General features: G+C 66.3%; 15 protein-coding genes. 8 read left to right on the top strand and 7 right to left on the bottom strand.

The window, feature by feature from the left end; all coding sequences use genetic code 11:
- Window positions 1–19 precede the first annotated feature (19 nt).
- Window positions 20–1438 carry an ABC transporter ATP-binding protein gene (locus NBW77_RS11275; protein ID WP_250279669.1) on the bottom strand — a complete coding sequence of 473 codons (1419 nt, stop codon included), beginning with the start codon at window positions 1436–1438 and terminating at the stop codon, window positions 20–22.
- Window positions 1435–3396, bottom strand: coding sequence for an ABC transporter permease (locus NBW77_RS11270; protein WP_250279668.1), 1962 nt, complete (start codon window positions 3394–3396; stop codon window positions 1435–1437). Before NBW77_RS11270 ends, NBW77_RS11275 begins: the two co-directional genes overlap by 4 nt.
- Window positions 3397–3457: 61 nt before the next feature.
- Here NBW77_RS11270 and NBW77_RS11265 point away from each other — a divergent pair, with 61 nt between their 5' ends.
- Window positions 3458–4693, top strand: a complete 1236-nt coding sequence (locus tag NBW77_RS11265; protein ID WP_131744961.1) for an ABC transporter substrate-binding protein — start codon at window positions 3458–3460, stop codon at window positions 4691–4693.
- 126 nt (window positions 4694–4819) lie between these two features.
- On the opposite strand, the gene NBW77_RS11260 is transcribed toward NBW77_RS11265, so the two are convergent.
- From NBW77_RS11260 to NBW77_RS11240, 5 genes are all read right to left on the bottom strand, one after another.
- Complete coding sequence (locus NBW77_RS11260) at window positions 4820–5122, bottom strand: hypothetical protein (RefSeq protein ID WP_131744960.1); 303 nt, start codon at window positions 5120–5122, stop codon at window positions 4820–4822.
- Window positions 5123–5487: 365 nt separating this feature from the next.
- Window positions 5488–6324, bottom strand: coding sequence for a metal ABC transporter permease (locus NBW77_RS11255; protein WP_250279666.1), 837 nt, complete (start codon window positions 6322–6324; stop codon window positions 5488–5490).
- Entirely contained in the window at window positions 6321–7319 is a 999-nt protein-coding gene (locus tag NBW77_RS11250; RefSeq protein WP_349816996.1) for a metal ABC transporter permease, read from the bottom strand. The genes NBW77_RS11255 and NBW77_RS11250 overlap by 4 nt, the downstream gene beginning before the upstream one ends.
- Before the next feature lie 75 nt (window positions 7320–7394).
- Window positions 7395–8222, bottom strand: coding sequence for a metal ABC transporter ATP-binding protein (locus NBW77_RS11245; RefSeq protein WP_131744959.1), 828 nt, complete (start codon window positions 8220–8222; stop codon window positions 7395–7397).
- Window positions 8219–9166, bottom strand: a complete 948-nt coding sequence (locus NBW77_RS11240) for a metal ABC transporter substrate-binding protein (protein WP_207386787.1) — start codon at window positions 9164–9166, stop codon at window positions 8219–8221. Before NBW77_RS11240 ends, NBW77_RS11245 begins: the two co-directional genes overlap by 4 nt.
- A 513-nt stretch (window positions 9167–9679) precedes the next feature.
- Here NBW77_RS11240 and NBW77_RS11235 point away from each other — a divergent pair.
- From NBW77_RS11235 to NBW77_RS11205, 7 genes are all read left to right on the top strand, one after another.
- Window positions 9680–11440 carry a glycosyltransferase family 2 protein gene (locus NBW77_RS11235; RefSeq protein ID WP_131744958.1) on the top strand — a complete coding sequence of 587 codons (1761 nt, stop codon included), beginning with the start codon at window positions 9680–9682 and terminating at the stop codon, window positions 11438–11440.
- Window positions 11441–11445: 5 nt separating this feature from the next.
- Window positions 11446–12447 (top strand): glycoside hydrolase family 26 protein, encoded by a 1002-nt coding sequence (locus NBW77_RS11230; protein ID WP_165485779.1) that lies wholly within the window; start codon window positions 11446–11448, stop codon window positions 12445–12447.
- A 678-nt stretch (window positions 12448–13125) separates the two neighbouring features.
- Window positions 13126–13320 (top strand): ferredoxin, encoded by a 195-nt coding sequence (locus NBW77_RS11225; RefSeq protein WP_131744956.1) that lies wholly within the window; start codon window positions 13126–13128, stop codon window positions 13318–13320.
- 47 nt (window positions 13321–13367) lie between these two features.
- Window positions 13368–14561, top strand: a complete 1194-nt coding sequence (locus NBW77_RS11220) for a cytochrome P450 (protein ID WP_131744955.1) — start codon at window positions 13368–13370, stop codon at window positions 14559–14561.
- Between the two features lie 191 nt (window positions 14562–14752).
- Window positions 14753–16210, top strand: coding sequence for an AAA family ATPase (locus NBW77_RS11215; RefSeq protein WP_131744954.1), 1458 nt, complete (start codon window positions 14753–14755; stop codon window positions 16208–16210).
- A 383-nt stretch (window positions 16211–16593) separates the two neighbouring features.
- Window positions 16594–17304 (top strand): NADPH-dependent F420 reductase, encoded by a 711-nt coding sequence (locus tag NBW77_RS11210; protein ID WP_131745136.1) that lies wholly within the window; start codon window positions 16594–16596, stop codon window positions 17302–17304.
- Between the two features lie 248 nt (window positions 17305–17552).
- Window positions 17553–18070 (top strand): acyl-CoA thioesterase domain-containing protein (locus tag NBW77_RS11205; RefSeq protein ID WP_250279665.1); only part of this gene is annotated, 518 nt, incomplete at its 3' end.

Genomic DNA, 18070 nt, shown 5'->3' with positions numbered 1-18070 from the left:
AGGGCCGACGTCACTGGTTCTACGAACCGATGCCGAAGTAGCTCGCGTCGAGTAGTGCGGGGTCGGCGGCAAGAGCGGCCGCGGTGCCGGTGAAGACGATCCGACCGCGGTCGAGGATGTAGGCGCGGTCCGCGGCGGCAAGGGCGAGCGAGACGTGCTGTTCGATCAGCAGGACGCCGGTGCCGTGCTCGTCCGCCAGCTGTCGCAGGACCGCCAGCAGGCTCGACGCGAGGTCGGTCGCGAGACCGGAGGAGAACTCGTCGACGAGGAGCAGCCGCGGCCGCCGGGCGACCGCGCTGGCGAGCGCCAACTGCTGACGTTCGCCTCCGGACAGCTCTCCGCCGGTCCGGTCGAGCAACGGACGCAGCGCGGGGAAGGAGGCAAGCGTTGCCTCGATCCGGTCGCCGGACCGCCGGCCCACAGCGAGACGCAGGATCTCACGCGCGGTCAGGCCCCGCAGCGGTGTTCCTCCTTCCGGCACGACCGCCAGCCCCCGGCGCGCAAGCCGGGCCGGGTTGGCCCGGCGGGAGTTTTCACACAGCGCGGTCACCGCACCGCTGAACGGCGTGAGTAGCCCGGCCACTGTGCGGATCAGGGTCGTCTTGCCGGCTCCGTTCGGCCCGAGCAACGCGACGACCTCACCGGCGTGGACGTCGAGCGAGACATCGTGCACGACAGGCAGCCGTCGGTAACCAACGGTGACATTCTGGACGGCCAGTACGTTGTCCCGGCGTGCCAACGCCGGCGGCCGCGCAGGCATGACCGGCGCGCCGCCCAGGTAGACCTCGCGGACCTCCGGGCGGTCCCTGACCTCGGCCGGTGGACCGTAGGCGACCACTCTGCCGCGGTTGAGCACGACAACGTCATCGCACGCCTCGAAGATGAGCTTGATGTCGTGGTCGACCAGCAGGATCGCATAGCCACGTTCGGCGAACCGCCGTAGCCGACCGATCAGGACGGACCTCGCGGCCGAGTCCAGGCCCGCCGCGGGTTCGTCCACGAGCAGCACCTGCCCCCCCGCGGCCAGCGCCCGGCCAAGCCCGACCGCGAGGCGCTCGTCGTGGGAAAGCGTTTCCGGAAGCCGGTCGACGAGCGCTCCGAGCTCCAGCATCCACGCGGGCTCCGATCCTGCGACCGCGAGGTTCTCGGCGACGGACAGATCCTCGAACAGTTCCAGCGACTGGAAAGTGCGGGTGAGACCGCGTCGGAACCGCTCGTCCGGACCCATCCCGTTCAGCGCCGTCCCGTCCAGAAGAACCTGGCCGGCAGTGATCCGCGTGAAACCCGTGACCGCGTCGATCAGGGTGGTCTTCCCCGCGCCGTTGGGCCCGATCAGGCCCGTCACCTTCCCTGCGGTCAGGGTGAACGACACGTCATGCAGGATCTGGACCTTGCCATAGCTGGCGCACAACGCGTCGACCTTCAGGCGGATGCTCATCGGCGGACCACCGGCAGACGGACAACGGGCAGACGGACAACGGGTGGGCGGACGCTGTAGGCAAGCCCCTCCGGCCGCCACACGACGAGCACGACCAGGGCGACGCCGCACAGCAGGTACTGGTACCTGGCGAGATCCCCGAGCCGGTCCAGCGCGGTGAACACCACGCCACCCGGTGCCAGCAGGCCACCCACCATGGCGCCGCGTACGCTCATCACCCCACCGACCGAGGCAATCGCGAGGAAGAACAGGGATGCGAAGACCCCGAAGGAGTCAAGCGACAGCCTCCCCTGGCCGTAGCCGATCAGACAACCACCGAGACCCGCGATCCCGGCGGACACCGCGGACGCGAGCAGCTTCGTCCGAGCGGCATCGACGCCGACGGACGACGCCGCCCGCTCGTTCGACCGGACCGCGAGCATCCGCAGGCCCGCTGTGGACGCCCGCAACCGGGCGACCCCGAAGCCGCATGCCGCGAACACGGCCAGGGCGAGCAGCCCATACTGCACCCTTGGAAACCCGTCTCCAGCCATGCCGAGGTCGATGCCGAACAGCGCCGGGGGCGGCACGGCCGACCCGGCAAGACCACCGGTGATCAGCGGATTGGCAAAGACTATCTCCTGGAAGGCGACGCCCGCGGTGAGTGTGACGATCGCCAGGTCGACGCCGCGTATCCGCCGGGACAACGCTCCGAGCAGAAGGCCGGCCGTGGTCGCCGCCGCGGTCGCGAGCAGCGGGGCGATCGGGAACGGCACTGCGAGGCCACCTGCCAGCCTCGCCAGCAGGAATCCGGCCACCCCGGCCAGTGACATCTGCGCGAGCGAGAGCTGCCCGGCGAATCCGGTCAGCACGACGAAGGACAGGCATACGACCGCGGCGGCCAGGCTGCGTTCCAGCCCCAACCGGTAGGGACCGGTCAGGAGCAGCAGTGCAAACACCCCGACCGGGACGAGCACGGTCAGGTCGCGCAGTGGGCGTCCGGCCGGCTCCGCCCGGGGCAACCTCCTGGCCGTCGGCGCCACGGACCCGGCCCGTCCCGGTATCAACTGACCGCGGGTGAGCGCTATGACGATGAGGAAAAGGAGCGGAAACAACGTCCGCAGGCCGGGTTGGTTCAGCCACGAGACGTCGTGCTGCAGGGGACGCAGGACCGCTTGGACCATTCCGAGCAGCAGCGCACCGACGATCGTCGCGCCGAACGAGGACAACCCGCCAAGAAGTGCCGCCGCAAGCGCCGGCACGATGAACAACGTGTTTGTGGACGGGCTGAGGTCACTGATAGGCGCCACCAGTATCCCGGCGAGGGCGCCGAGTACGGATGCCGCGACCCAGCTCGCCGCCGCGATGAATTCAGGTCGGTAGCCGAACTGCGCCGCGGCCTCGTCCGATTCGGCGACCGCGCGGGTGGCGAGCCCCAGCACGGTCCACCGGGATACCGCCCACATGAGTGCGCCGACCGCGGCCACGAGCACGGCGAGCAGCGGGCGGTCAACGGGCACAACGATCCCGAGCAGGAGGAAGGACGACCTCGGCAGGACGGAATCAATGGACCTGTTGTCGGAGCCGAACTGCAGTACCGCCAACGCCTGTATGGCAATCATGAGACCGACCGACGCGACGAGCGTAAGGACCGGCGGGGCGTCGCGGAGCGGACGGAATATGAGAAAGTAGACAAGCAGGCCGAGAAGCGCGGCCATGGCGAGTGACACCGTCAAAGCCAACGCGAAAGTAGGAGTATCGGTCAGATGAATACGAGGGGGAAGCCCGATGACGGGGAGGACGAGGTCTCCGATGTCTCGGAGCTCCGCGTACTCGTAGGCCACATACATTGCGAACGCCGCGTGCGCAACATTGACTACTCCGGACGCACGGTGTATCAACACCAGCCCAAGTCCCAGGGCCGCATACACCGCACCTGCGCCCAGCCCGAGGACCAGTGCCGCTACATACGTGGACACAGGGCTCTCCAATCGGCCAGGACAGTCTGTCCTGGGCCAAGGCAGTGTAACTTCAGTCAATATGACGCTGTCCCGTCGTGCTCTCGTCGCAGCAGCCGTAGCCCTGTCCGTCGCCCTCGTCGGGTGCACGAGCCAACGAGGTGGAGCAGCCAACAGCGCAGGTAGGCCGGGTGGTGGGTCGGCCAGCCCGCTCAGCGGGCCGCCGGTCAAGCTCGGTTTTGTGTCGATGGAGAACACACCGCTCGGGTCGTTTCCCGAGACCCGGATAGCCGCCGAGGGCGCTGTCACGTACGCGAACTCGACCCTCGGTGGCGTTCACGGCCGACCTGTCGAACTCGTCACATGTGCGACAAACGGCTCCCCCGAGTCCTCTCAGGACTGCGCCAACCGACTTATAGCCGAGAAGCCGGTGGCCGTGGTCGGCGGAGTGGACCTCAGCACCGAGGCCGCCATGCCGCTCTACGAGCACGCAGGGATTCCCTACGTCAGCGGATCGCCCCAGCTGAGTGGGGAACTCAGCTCGCCGACGTCCTTCTCGCTGACCGGCGGCACTCTCACCGACCTGCTCGGAATCACCGAGTACCTCACCGCGACCAAACATGTGAAGAAAGTCCACGCGCTGTATGCGGACCTGCCGGGACTTCTCACCGCGGCAATTCAGGGATCGCAGACGATCCTGCGGAAAAAAGACGTGACGGATATTCTACTCGTGGCGGAGAAAGTTGACACAGCCGATTTCGCCCCAGCCGTCAGCCAGGCCGCTTCCGGAAATCCGGACGCAATCGTCGTCGTCTTTCCCGCCCAGTCCTGCGCACGGATCGTCCAGGTAGCCGCCACACTCCAGGTCAAGGCACCGATGTATTTCGTCGGCTCCTGCGCGTCGCCCGCCGTCACGCGGGCCGGCGGGCGAAACCCGGGGAATCTTTTCTTCGCCTCGGCCTATCTTCCCGTCGGCCGGTCAGGCGGCGATCAGGAAACCGAAGCATTTCGTGCGCAGGTCCCGGAATCGCAGCGGTCACCGTTGTCGCAGGCGTCGTTCTCGACTGTCCTCGCCGTCCGGTCCCTGCTCGCGGAAGCACCGGATACGACGCCGAACGTCCTGCGGACAGCACTGCGGGCAACTCACGACCACCCGAACGTCATGGCCCATCCGTTCACCTGTGACGGCACCCAGATAAATGCCTTCCCGGCGGTCTGCAACACGGCGGTACGTATACTGCAGTGGTCCGACAACAGCTTCACGGATGCCACCGGCACGTGGGTGGACGGGCGCGAACTCATGAGTCTGATCAGCTGAAAACCGCCTGGCCGCGCGGGATCTCGGTGGGGAATGCTCACATGCACCGGCCCGGTCATCGCGGATGTCGATGCCGGACCGGTGCCGTGGGGTCAGTCGCCTTTCAGGATCAGCCGCCTCGCGAGATCAGTGCTCGTCCCAGTGGCCGTCGTGACCGGCGTGCCGATGCCCGTCGTGCACGTAGTCGACATGGTCGCGGTGCGGCACGGCGACATGGCCGCACCCTTCACCGTGCACATGATCATGAGATGAGTGCTCGGCATGACCCCCTGACTCACATTCGTCGAAGTGGTCACCATGAGTGCGGTGCAGATGACCTTCATGGGCGTAGTCGACGTGGTCGCCATGGGTGAACGAGACATGCCCGCAGCCATCGGTATGCCCGTGCTCGGCGATGGTGTGGTGCTGTGGATGGGTCGCGGTGGTCATGAAATCCCCTCCTGCGAGTGTGAGTGACAGCCCGCGCCCGCCACCTGCTCGCCGATTCCTGCGAGCAGGTGGCGTGAACATTACTGCCACACGAAAACATTAGCGCTACTCGCGCTTTACCGCGACTCGCAACCATTGTTTCGAAACCGGTGTTGACAACGGTTTCTATTTCACCGATATTGCATCCGATATCGACAACGATTATCGTGCACGATGGTCACCGGCCAGGCCGGCAGCGGTGAACCGCCCGTCCCTGGTCACGGCGGCCCAGCGAAGCTGGCATGCCGTCCGCGGAACACCTGAAAGCGGAGCAATTCCACTCACGTTTTATTTTGCCTGTGTTGCGCTCCGGCCAGCTGTCGCCCTCAGTTGGACGCTCCGGCGGCCCGGCGGGCGAGCAGGCCCATCCCGGGCACGACAACCATCGACAGCGCGAAGATGCCGGCGGCGGTGAGCACGATCGCCCCACCGGCCGCGACCCTCCACTGCTCGCTGACCGCGAGCCCGATGACACCGCTGGCCACTCCGACGCCCATTGCGACGGCGGTCATGGCACCGACACTGTCGCACCACAGCCGGGCTGTGGCCGCCGGCGCCACGATCAACGCGACCGACAGGATCGTTCCCACCGCCGGCACGGACGTGACGATCGTCAGCTCGATCAGCAGGAGCAGGACGAGATCGAGCCGACCGGCCGGGTAACCGACCGCGATGGTCGCGTCCCGGTCGAAGGCACCGAAGGTGAACTCCTTGCCCAGCAGTCCTAAAACCCCCAGCACCACCAGGGTGGTGATCGCGGTGGTCGCGAGGTCGCTGACCTGCACGGTCAGGATGGACCCGACCAGGTAGGCGGTGAGGTCCTTGGTGAATCCAGCCTGCGCCGAGAGCAGCAGCACCCCCAGCGCGAAACCTCCCGACAGAACCACGCCGGTGACACTAGAATTGTCACCGCGCGTGGACAACGCGGCCACCGCGAGGACCACCACAACACCGAACACCCCTGAACCGAGATAGAGGTTCAGGCCCAGGATCGCGGCCAGCACCACGCCGGGGAAGGTCGCGTGAGTCATCGCCATCGTGAAGAAACTCAGTCGGCGCAGCACCACGTGGACGCCGACCGCACCACACAACGCGCCGACGAGGACGGCTTCGCCCAGGGCACGCCGGGCGTAGGAGTCCGACAGCAGGTCAACGAAGATCACCGACCATGCTCCTCAAGCTTCAGGACATCCGGCGCGAGCCGGGCCACCAGGCGCTCACCGGCATCCACGGCGGCCGGCGCACCGGCCGCTTCCGCAGTCTCAGCAGCCTCGGTGGTACCCGGTGGCAGTCGTCCCCGCGCCCGGCTCCACAGCAGCCGGGCGAACGGCCCCACCCCCAACGCCAGCACGTAGAGCACGACAAGCGCGAGCACGACGGTGGCACCCGAAGCCAACCGGACCCCATGATGGACCGATGCTTCGTAGCTGGCCGCGAGCCCCAGCCAGCCACCGGCCATGCCGAGGGTGACAGCGACCCCGGTCATGACCGCCAACCGGTCGGACAACAGCCGGGCCGCGGCCGCCGGTACCACGAGGAGCGCGATGACCAGAAGCGTCCCGACAGCCTTGACAGCCGCCACGACCACGAGCGCGATGACCAGGTTGAGGATGAGGTCCAGCAACTCGACTCGGTAACCCATCGCCTGAGCAGCCTGCGGGTCGAAGGCTCGTAGCAGCAGCTCCTTACGCAACGCGAACAGCGCGACCGCGACCGCGCCCGCGACCGCGCCCGTCTGTGTGATCTCGGCGGAGTCGACTGTGAGCACATGACCGAACAGGAACGCGGTCAGATCAGCGGTGTAGGAACGCTGCCGTGACACGAGCACGACGCCCAGCGCGAAGAACGACGTCAGCAGGATCGCGAGCGCGGCGTCCTGGCTCACCCGCCGGTTCGCCGCGAACATCGTGAACAGCACCGCGGACAGCACCGCGAACACCAGCGCACCGGGCACGACCCCGGGCTCCTGTGCGACCAGGTATCCGATGACCACCCCGGGGAAGATCGTGTGGGTCAGCGCATCGGACAGGAACGCCAGCCGGCGCAGGACTACGAACACACCGACGACCCCGGCCAACATACCGAGCAGCAGCATCTCGACCAGTGCCCGCTGCATGAACGGAAGCGCGAACGGCTCGACGAACAACCGGTTCAGCACGGTGGATGCCTCACGGGTGGATGCCTCACGGGTGGGTGCCTCACGGGTGGGTGCCTCACGGGTGGGATGGACAGGTCATGAGTGCGCGACGATGACGCTGTCGCCCCGCAGCTCGAGCGCGGCCCCACCGTAGGCCGCCCGCAGCCGCTCCGAGGTGAGGGTGGCCCCGGTCGGCCCGAACCCGAACTGGTGCCGGTTGAGCAGACAGACGTCGTCGCAGGCCAGATGTGCCAGGGACAGGTCATGGGTGCTGACGACGACGGTCGCGCCGCCCGCGCGCAGCCCGGCGAGCGCGGACAGCAACGCCTCCTGGGACACCGCGTCCACGCCGTTGAACGGCTCGTCCAACAGCAGCAGCTTCGGCTGCTGGGTCATCGCCCGCGCGAGCAGGACGCGCTGGCGCTGCCCCCCGGACAGGGTGCCGAACCGGTCGCTGACCCGGTGCGCGAGCCCGACCGCGGCCAACGCCTCGGCGGCGATCCGCCGGTCCGCACCGCCGGGTCGACGCACCCAGCCGACCCGGCGGTACCGGCCCATCAGCACGACCTGACCGACGGAGACCGGGAACTCGGGATCGAGGGTGTCCGCCTGCGGGACATAGGCAACGTCGCGACGGGCCCGGACCGGCGTCCGGCCGAGCACCTGGATCGACCCGCGGACGACCGGGACAAGCCCAAGCATCGCTTTGATCATGGTTGACTTGCCGCCACCGTTCGGCCCGACCAGCGCGACCGTGTGCCCGGCGCGCACCACTCCGTCCACGTCCTCAAGGACGGGCACCCGTCCGTAGGCGATGCTCGCCCGGTCGAAGACCACCGCGGGGGTGTGTTCCCGGACGGCGTCCCCGCCGACATCCCCTGCGGCATCGGCATCCGCACCCGGGTTTACCGTCGGTTCCCTCATGCCAGCGCGCCGACGATCGTCTTCGTGTTGTGCTCCTCCATCTGCAGGTAGGTGGCGCCGTCCGAACCCTGCGGGCCGAGCGTGTCACCGTAAAGGGAGTCCTCGCCCGCCTCCACCTTGACACCGGCCTGCCGGCCGATCGCCTCGGCCGTCTTCGGTGGCAGCGAGGACTCGGAGAAGACCGCCTTGACCCCGGTCTCCTTGATCTTCGTGACAAGGTCGTCGATGTCCTTGCCGGACAGCTCCGCCGACGTGTCGAAACTGGGGATGATCGACCCGACGAAGGTCAGCTGGTACCGGTCCACGTAGTAGCCGAACGCGTCGTGGTTGGTCACCAGCTTGCGGTCGGCGGGAGGCAGCGAGTTGATCTGACGGGCGATGCCGGCGTCGAGGGCGTCGAGCTTCGTGTCATAGGCGGCGAGGTTGGCCTGGAAGACGGCGGCATCCGCCGGGTCCTTGGCCGCGAGCGCCTTCTCGATGTTGCCCGTCATGATCTTCGCGTTCTGCGGGTTGTGCCAGATGTGCGGGTCGCCTTGCTTCTCCTCCTCGTCACCGTTGCCAGGACGGATCTTCACGCCCTGGCTGGTGTCGACCCGGGTACCCGCGAAACCCGCCGACGAGATCGCCCCGTCGAGCCACTTCTCCAGACCGACGCCGTTCTCCACGAGCACGTTCGCCTCACGGATCGCCTTCACGTCCGCCGGTGAGGGTTCGTAGTCGTGCGGGTCGACGTTGGGCTTGAGGATCTGGGCGACCTCGACCCGGTCACCGCCGACGACGCGGGCGAAGTCCGCGACCTGGGTGGTCGTCGCGACCACCTTCAGTTTCCCGGATGCGGTGGCCGTCGCGGGCCCACCACCGTCGGAACCACAGCCAGCGAGTAGCGCAACACCGACCGCAAGGCCGGCGGCACCCGAGGCGAGACGGACCCGTGTCACACGCAAGGCAGACTCCAACGTAAAGGTAACGATTACCGTGATGAAAACGGTTTCCGGTTCGGGTGTCAAACCGGGATGCGCCCACCTCGACGCCAGGGCCTTGCCCGGCACCGATCCCCCTCGCTACCCTGCACGCAGAGTAACCGTCGCAAATCCTGCAGCCAATCGACATCACGCTTACCGGGCATCCACAGCAACCCGGCCGCGCCAGCTCCCAGGACCGTTCAGGGAGCTCACAGGCCTGCATTCGGGATCATCAACAGCGAAACAGGCCGAGCGGGCACGAGCGGGCACCAGCGGGCACCAGCGGGCACCAGCGGGCACCAGCGGGCACCAGCGGGCACCAGCGGGCACCAGCGGTCGAAGGATCGCCGAGAGGTACAAGTACCGCTCATTATGTCACTCTTCGTGTACATGTAGGTTCTTTGACATTACGCAAATGCACCGTGCAGCAAGGACGCGACACCGCAGCCTGCCCCGTCGGCTCAGGTGCCACCGCATCACCTGGGAGGTGGTAGAATGCTGGCCGGACGAGCTCCTGTCCGTGAATATTTTCCCGAACCACCCGACGACCAACAGAAGTACAGCTACTTCGGTCGGCAACATCGATGGATTTTCGGTCTTCTCTTTCTCTCCTTCGCCAGTGTGATGTTCGGGCTCGCCAGGATGGCACGTCACACCTGGTGGACCCGCACCTTCTATCTACTGATCGCCATCCAGACCGTGTGCGTGGTTGTCAGCATGACCTCCAGCACCCGCAAGCGCCGCATCAGCCTTGCCGCCCACCAACGGAAGGTGGCACGGTGGCGACCCACTCACTACCCGAGTGTGGACGTCTTCCTGCCCTCGGCGGGCGAGACCATCCCCATGCTGAAAAACACCTACCGGCATGTGGCGCAGCTTCGCTGGCCCGGACAGCTGCACGTATACGTACTGGACGATTCGGCCAGGCCGCATGTTGCCGGGCTCGCACTCGCCCATGGCTTCACCTACCTGAGCAGGCCGAACCGGGGGCACTTGAAGAAAGCGGGAAACCTGGGCTACGGCTACCGTCAATCAACAGGCGATTTCATCGTCGTCCTCGACGCCGACTTCGCTCCGCGGTCGGATTTCCTCCACGAACTGATGCCCTACATGGACGATCCCGACGTCGGGATCGTCCAGAGTCCGCAGTTCTTCGACGTCAACAGCGGGTTCAACTGGCTGCAGCGCGCCGCCGGGGCGACCCAGGAGCTGTTCTACCGGTGGATCCAACCTGCCAGGGACGGCCGGAACGCGGCAATCTGCGTCGGCACGAACGCGATCTATCGTCGGGCGGGGCTGCGTCGATCCGGCGGGTTCGCGCAGATCGGCCACTCGGAGGATGTACACACCGGCGTGAACCTCATGAAGGTCGGCTACCTGGTCCGGTACGTGCCGGTGAACGTAGCCAAGGGAGTGTGCCCCGATGCCTTCGACGGCTTCACCAACCAGCAGTACCGCTGGTGCACAGGATCGATGTCGCTGTTGGTCGATCGACAGTTCCACCAAGCTTCGTTGAAGGTCGGCCAGCGGCTGTGCTATTGGACCGGTTTTCTCTACTACATCACTACGGCCCTCATCACCTTTTCCGGCCCGCTGCCCGGTCTGACCATGCTTTGGGCGTTTCCTCGGGATGTCAACCCGGCGAACTACCTGCCGTTGGTCGGCGTGGTCGGCGTATGGGCGATCCTCATGCCGGCGATAACCCACGGCCGATGGCGGCCCGATGTGATCCGCGTCCAGATTCTGATCGGCTTCTGTCACGCGCTGGCCATCGCCGACATTCTGCGGGGCCGTACCGCCGACTGGGTACCGACCGGGGCCGCGAAGAAGACACCGGTCTACCGGAAGGTGGCTCGGTTGGTCCGCTGTTGGGGTGGGTTCTGCTTCGCCGCAACCTGGGCCGGGGCATTGTTCGACCTTGCCCAGTTCGGCTGGGAGCAGTATTGGACAACTCTGTTGTTCGCCCTGCCCAGTTTGTATTTCATGCTTCCGCTGCTGCTGCCCGGGCATGGGGTTCGCCGTGGCGTCCACGACACAACCGTGGACATTCCATACCCGCACTGCCGACCGGTGCGCGTCAGCCCGAGGACCGCAATGCTCTACCACTTCACCGTTACCGGCAGGGTTCAAGATTTTGAACCGACGATGGAGATCATTCGTCCGCTGAACGGTTACAGGGACTTCGAACCAACAATGACGATCATTCGTTCACGGGATGATTCCGCGCCGTGGACCAGCATCCTTGCGGGAGTGTGATCGGGATGGCCCGTCGGTATTCTCTACCGGCTCTGATCGTCCTGGCAGTGCTTGCCGGATGTTCGACGCTCGCCGGAGGTTCGGGCGGGTCCGCACGGCCAGCCCCCGTCCAGTCTCCACCGGCAACCACGGCCAGCCCTCCGGTAAGGGCAACGGTCGACGGCCTGTTCGGTGAGCATCCCCTGTTCGGCGTCGCCGTGCCGCAGTCCGACGATGCCGCCCTCGACCGGATCAAGCAGGCGACAATGTGCCGCCCGGTTCTGGTCGAAGTGTTCGTGTCCGTCGTCGACAGCATGGCCAACAACACCTTGGAACGCCTGCCGGTAACACCGGTGCTGACCCTGGAGCCATGGCTGCCCGGACGCGGGGAGGTACAGCCGGAGGTAGATCTCGAAACTACCCTCGGCGGAGCGCTCGATGACAAGTACCGCGCCATTGCCCGGCAGATCGCCGGCTACCGGCGTCCCGTCCTGGTCCGCCTCGCCCACGAGATGAACGGCCACTGGTACCCGTGGGCCATGGTAGGTAAGAACACCCCGGCCCAGTACGTGGAAATGTGGAAACATGTCGTCTCCCTGTTTCAGCAGGAAGGGGCGACCAACGTGCTGTGGGTGTGGTCACCGAACATCCCTCGCGGCACCGACAATCTGCCCTTGCGTAGTTTCTATCCCGGTGACGAGTGGGTGGACATCGTTGGCCTGACCGGCTACGGCGTCCGCGAGAAGACCCCGGACGACACCCTCGGAGCTGCACTGCGGCAGATCCACAATTTCACCCAGAAGCGGATTCTGCTATCCGAGACCGGCGCCGCTCCTGACGTCTACAAAACCCAGTGGGTGGCCGCTTTCGGACGGTGGCTGGTCCGGAATCCTTCGGTCGCCGGATTCATCTGGTTCGAGAAGATGCCCGGTTCGGGCGCGAAGGCGGACTGGCGGTTCGACGATACCCCGGCACGTCTCGCAGCCTTTCAGACAAGTCTTCAGGAAGGTAAAGTGAGCTGTACCTGACAATGCTATGCGGCCGAGCTCGCCGGGCCGTCGATGTACAGCTTCAGCTGTCGGACGCCGGCGTCCCCAACCGGCCAATGGCCGTATGGCCATCCACCTGACGCGGGCTCCTCGCGCCTTGCCTGCACACAGCGCGACAAACCAGCCCTCCGAGCAGCTTCGTCCCGCTCGGTGACTTCTGATCTTCACCTGGTGACGCTGGTGACGCTGGTGACGCTGGTGACGAGGGTTACCGAGCTTCTGACCATCAGTAACCACTAGACATCATCCTGTGAAACAATCAGGACTAAGATCCACTAATGCCGGGTCGGGCAACCTTGGCCGTCACGAGCCACGTCCGGCCGGATGCATGGCGAGGCGGAGAAGGCCCCGTGGGGCTTCAGAACGTCGGTGGGTGTCGCTACGGCATGGCCATGCTGGACCAGCCGCTGTTCCCCGGCGACCGGTCGCGGCCGAACCGGAAGATCCAAAATTAGATAGCAGTGATACCTTGACGCGAACCTTCCGTCTGGGCAGTGTGATACTCACGACAGTCGTCGTGCGCGGCGAGTAAAGCATTGCGTGTGGACAGTGATCCAATTTGATCCCGATGCAGATTGCACCGGTGCATGGCTGACGGATTCGTTGCAGTGTGTGATGTCAACGATCGGTTGCCGGACGACGAGGGGGTTTCGGGCGATGCGCGTGACGGTGGACCGGGATCGATGCCAGGGGCACGCTCTCTGCGTTCTGAACGCACCGGCCCTGTTCGACCTGGACGAGATCGACAGCCACGCCTATGTGCTGGCCGACCCGGTGCCCGGCGAGCTTGCCGGATCAGCCCGGTCGGCCGTGGAGAACTGTCCCGAGCAGGCCATCGCCGTAGCGGACTGACCTCCCTCCTGCCGGAACCCTCGAGTGCAAAAAGCTTAGGAGCGAACATGACCGCCGAGACTGTCACTCCGCCGCATTTCTGCGCGGCACACCTGCTGGGTTCGTGGGATGAGCACCATCCACAGCGGGCGTTCATCGAGCTGGCTGGGCAGAACGCCCCGAACCGCCCCGACGGCACGCTCGTTGTCGCCCGCCGCGAGGAGATGACGGAATTCCTCCGCCATCCAGCGGTACACGCCACCGACGGTGTGAACTACCACATGGGCGCCCAGCGGCCACTGATTCCGCTGGACCTCGACGGCGAGGCGCACCGCAAGTACCGCAAGCTACTGGACCCGTTATTCACTCCGAAGCGAGTCGCACGGCTGGAAGCGACCATTCGGGCACGGACGAACGCCCTGATCGACGTGTTCGCGGACAACGGCAAGGCCGAACTGATGTTGGGCCTGTGCGCGCCGCTACCGGCACACATCTTCATCGACCTGCTCGGCCTGCCCACCGACGACCTGCCGATCTTCCTGGAGTTCAAGGAAGCGGTCGTCCGGCCGCAGGGCGCGACCGTCGATGAGCAGCAGGCGAACATGCTCGCAGCGGGCGAGCGGACATACGACTACCTCGCAAGGGTCCTTGACGAGCGTCGCGCCGGCCCACCGCGGGACGATCTCATCGGCGGCTTTCTGACAGTCGAGATGGACGGCGGTCGACTCACCGACCAAGAGATCATCGATATCTGCTACCTACTGGTGATCGCAGGTCTGGACACGGTCACCTGCTCACTGTCGTGCATGATCGCCTGGTTCGCCGAGCACCCGGCCGAGCGCCGGCGGGTGCTGGCGGGCCCGGAGCTGCTCGGCAAGGCGATCGAGGAACTGATGCGCTACGAGTCACCGGTGCCGCTCGGGCACCGATGGGTGACCGAGGACATCGAGGTCCACGGCCGCCACTTCCCCGCCGGCTCCAAGGTCGAGGTGGTCTGGGCTGCGGCGAACGTCGACCCGGACACCTTCCCCGACCCGCTGACCGTGGATTTCGACCGGCCGCACAACGCGCACGTCGGCTTCGCGGCCGGCCCGCACCGCTGTCTCGGCTCCAATCTCGCTCGCCTCGAGCTGCGCGTGGCACTCGAGGAGTTCCACCGGCGCATTCCCGAGTACAAGATCACTCCTGGGGAGGATGTGGTGTACACGAACTACGGTGTGCGCGCCGCGATCCACCTGCCGATCACGTTTCCCGCCGGCTGAGCGTCAGCCACCCGTCTCCGCAGGCGCCGAGGTGTTCCGTCGCCGAGGTGTCCGACTGCCGGGTAGCGGCCACACCGGACTGGTTCTACCGCCACCCGGGATCTTGAGATGGCCACTTCAGCCGAGGCCATCGACACCTAATAGCGAGGAGTATACTTCGACGAAGTACAGTTCTCGCTATTGGAGTCCAGATGATCAAACCGGCTCGCATCTTTGATCGTGACTTCGAATGGCGGCATCTGGCGGCCTTTGCCGCACGTGACGGGGGACGGCCACGACTGGGCGTGGTCAGCGGGCGGCGCCGCCAGGGGAAGACGTTCCTGGTCGAGGCGTTGGCCCGTGAGACGGGGGGGATGTATTTCGGCGCCACCCAGGCGACGGAGGCGGAGTCACTCCACCTCTTCTCCGAGGCCCTCGCCGAGTACACCGAAGCGCCTGTGCCGCCGCGATTCGTCAGCTGGGACGAGGCGATCACCTATCTGTTCTCAGTGGCTGGGACCAGACCGAGACCGATCGTCATCGACGAGTTCCCATATCTGAGCGCGGCGTCGCCAGCACTCCCGTCGATTCTCCAGCGGGAGATCGATCGGGCGGTGGCGCGAGCGAACAGCATCTCACTGCTACTGTGCGGCTCAGCCATCTCGGTGATGGGTAAACTATTGGCCGGCAGCGCTCCTCTTCGCGGGCGGGCCAGTCTTGAGCTGGTGGTGCGCCCGTTCGACTACCCGCTGGCCGCTCGTTTCTGGAACATCAATGATCCCGCGCTGGCCGTTCGACACCACGCCGTTGTCGGTGGCACGCCGGCCTATCGCAGGTTCGTCAACGACGACTCCCCCGAGGGCCTGGCGGACTTCGACGACTGGGTGCTGCGGACGGTGCTCAACCCGGCCACCCCCCTTTTTCGGGAAGCCCGCTATCTTCTTGAGGAGGAGGCCGATATACGGGATACCGCCCTGTATCATTCGGTCCTCGCGGCGGTGGCCGGTGGCAATAACACCCGGGGTGGAATCGCCGGCTACATCGGGCGCAAGGCCGCGGATATCGGTCATCATCTCAACGTGCTCGAGGACTGCGGACTACTCCGTAGGGAACCCGACCTGTTCCGTCAGGGCCGTTCGGTCTACCGGATCGCCGAACCGTTGATCGTCTTTTATCAGGTGGTCATGCGCCCCAGATGGGGGCTGTTGGAGAGCGGTCGTGCGGCTACCGTCTGGCTGGATGCCAAGTCCCGGTTCTCCGCCCAGGTGGTCGGTCCGCACTTCGAACAGGTCTGCCGTGAGTTCGCGCTCGCCGCACCATCCGACACGTTCGGCGGCCTGCCGGCCGAAGTCGGCGCCGGGATTGTCGCGGACCCGGCTCGTAGGACCCAGATAGAGGTCGACATCGCCGTGCTCGCTCCCGCGGACCCGGGCGAACCTCGCCGGGTGCTTTCCCTGGGGGAGGTGAAGTGGGGTGAGGTCATGGGTATCCGGCATGTCGAACGGCTACGTCGAGCCCGCGAGCTTCTCGCGGGCAAGGGGTTCGACACCCGGAACACGGTGATCGCCTGCTACGGCGGTGCCGGTTTCGACCCAGAGCTGCGGACCTCGGCCAACGGTGACCGAGTACTGACCATCGGCCTGAAGGAACTGTACGAGCAGCGGGAATAGGTCGTTTCTGTCGTTCTCCGCGCCACCGGTTCCGTGGCGCGGCGCTGCGAATCCTCCGCCACCACAACGTGGTCTCCACCTACCGGCAGGGGAGGATCATCCTGTACGCCCTCGCCGACACCGCTCTCGCCGAACTCCTGGCAACGGTAGATCCCGCCGGGTCCACCCTCGATCACCATCATCAGCAATCCGAGCGTGACGACGCCGAGGCGGCCGTCCACCCGCTGAGCGCCGTCCACCCGCACCGTCCCGACGGAACCTCGCGGTGCCCTGAACCGACAGCGCCGCCGAGGAGGCCCCTCATGAGGACCGAAACGACATGCCTCGAGTGCGGACAGCCATCGGTAGGAATACCGTCGGTGTGCCGAGGGTTGGGGTCGGACATGACAACTGTTGGGCTGATCGGCAGTGGAAACATCGGCGGCACGGTAGCCAGGCTTGCGGTCGCGGCCGGCTACAACGTGGTCCTGAGCAATTCGCGTGGACCCGAGACGTTGAAGGAACTGGTCGACGAGCTGGGCCCGCACGCCCGCGCCGCAACCCCCGGCGAAGCCGCGGAGGCGGGTGACCTGGTCGTCGTGACGATTCCCCTGGGCGCCTACCGCAGCGTGCCCGTCGAACCGCTGGCCGGCAAGGTCGTCATCGACACCAACAACTACTACCCGCAGCGTGACGGGCAGATCCCCGAACTGGACGACGAGTCGACCACCACCAGCGAACTCCTCCAACGCCATCTGCCGACGTCCAAGGTTGTCAAGACATTCAACAACATCTACTTCAAGCATCTGTTGTCGCTGGCACGGCCGGTCGGAGCGCCCGACCGCAGCGCCCTGTCGATCGCCGGAGACGACGCGGAGGCGAAGGTGACGGTGACCGCGTTCCTGGACGCGCTCGGCTACAACACCGTCGACGCCGGTCCGCTCGCCGAGGGGTGGCGTTTCCAGCGCGACACCGCCGCGTACGCCACCTTGTACTTCGGGTCGAGCCCGGATGCCGAGCAGGCGGGGATTCCAGCGGGGGTACCGGTCGACGTCGCCACGGTGCGCGCGGCTCTGGCCGCCGCCCGCCGCTATGCCGACACCGGCGGAAACTGACCCGAGCGTGCGCCTACGGGACGAGTGGGCCGGCAGGCAGGAACTCCTCACGCCCTCGGCAAGCCACCGCTTCGCCGAGGGCGAGCCTCACCCCGTGCGTGTCCAGAACGGCTCTTTTGCGCGGAGGAACTCCCCGCCCTGCGTCGTCATGTCACCTCGTCACATCAGGTCCCGTCCGGGAGCCCACCTCGGTAGAACTGGTCGTACGGGTGCACCGGGGTGTGCTCCCGAGCGATGGGAGGGATCTTTTGAATCCGACGGCGGTAGAACCGATCAAGGTGGCGCCGTACGGCGGGTCGCAGGCCAAGTGGCCACTGGCACTCGAGGACGTGCTCGATGCGCTGGACGTCCAGCCAGAGGCTGCCCGGCCTGGCGGCTCACCCGTACCGTTGCGGAACCTACCCAGCTCGCACGGGGGGATACTTGGCGCCCAACTGGTCGGCCAACAGGTCGTCCTGGCCGAGCGCCTGCACCCGGGGAAGCGGCTCCAGTCCCTACAGACGCTGTTCGTGCGTTCCGGGACGTGGAACGAGCCGTTGGAGGCCCACGTCGAGCAGCTCCAGCAGGGACGCTCGTTCGCCTCGGTCTCCCTGACATTTCGACAGGGGCAGAATCTGATCTGCAAGGCCCAGGTGCTACTCACCGCGGACGAACCCGACCCTGCACGGGCCACCATGGCGGCCCTCCCGGGACCGGATCCGCAGGAGACGACCCCCGTCGCGGTGGCCATCCTCCCCTGGGACACGCGGCTCGCCGCTGGGGAGAC

This window comes from Frankia sp. Cppng1_Ct_nod, assembly GCF_920656135.1.
In the GTDB taxonomy this organism is placed as follows: domain Bacteria; phylum Actinomycetota; class Actinomycetes; order Frankiales; family Frankiaceae; genus Protofrankia; species Protofrankia meridionalis.
This window is presented reverse-complemented; position numbering and strand designations above follow the sequence as displayed.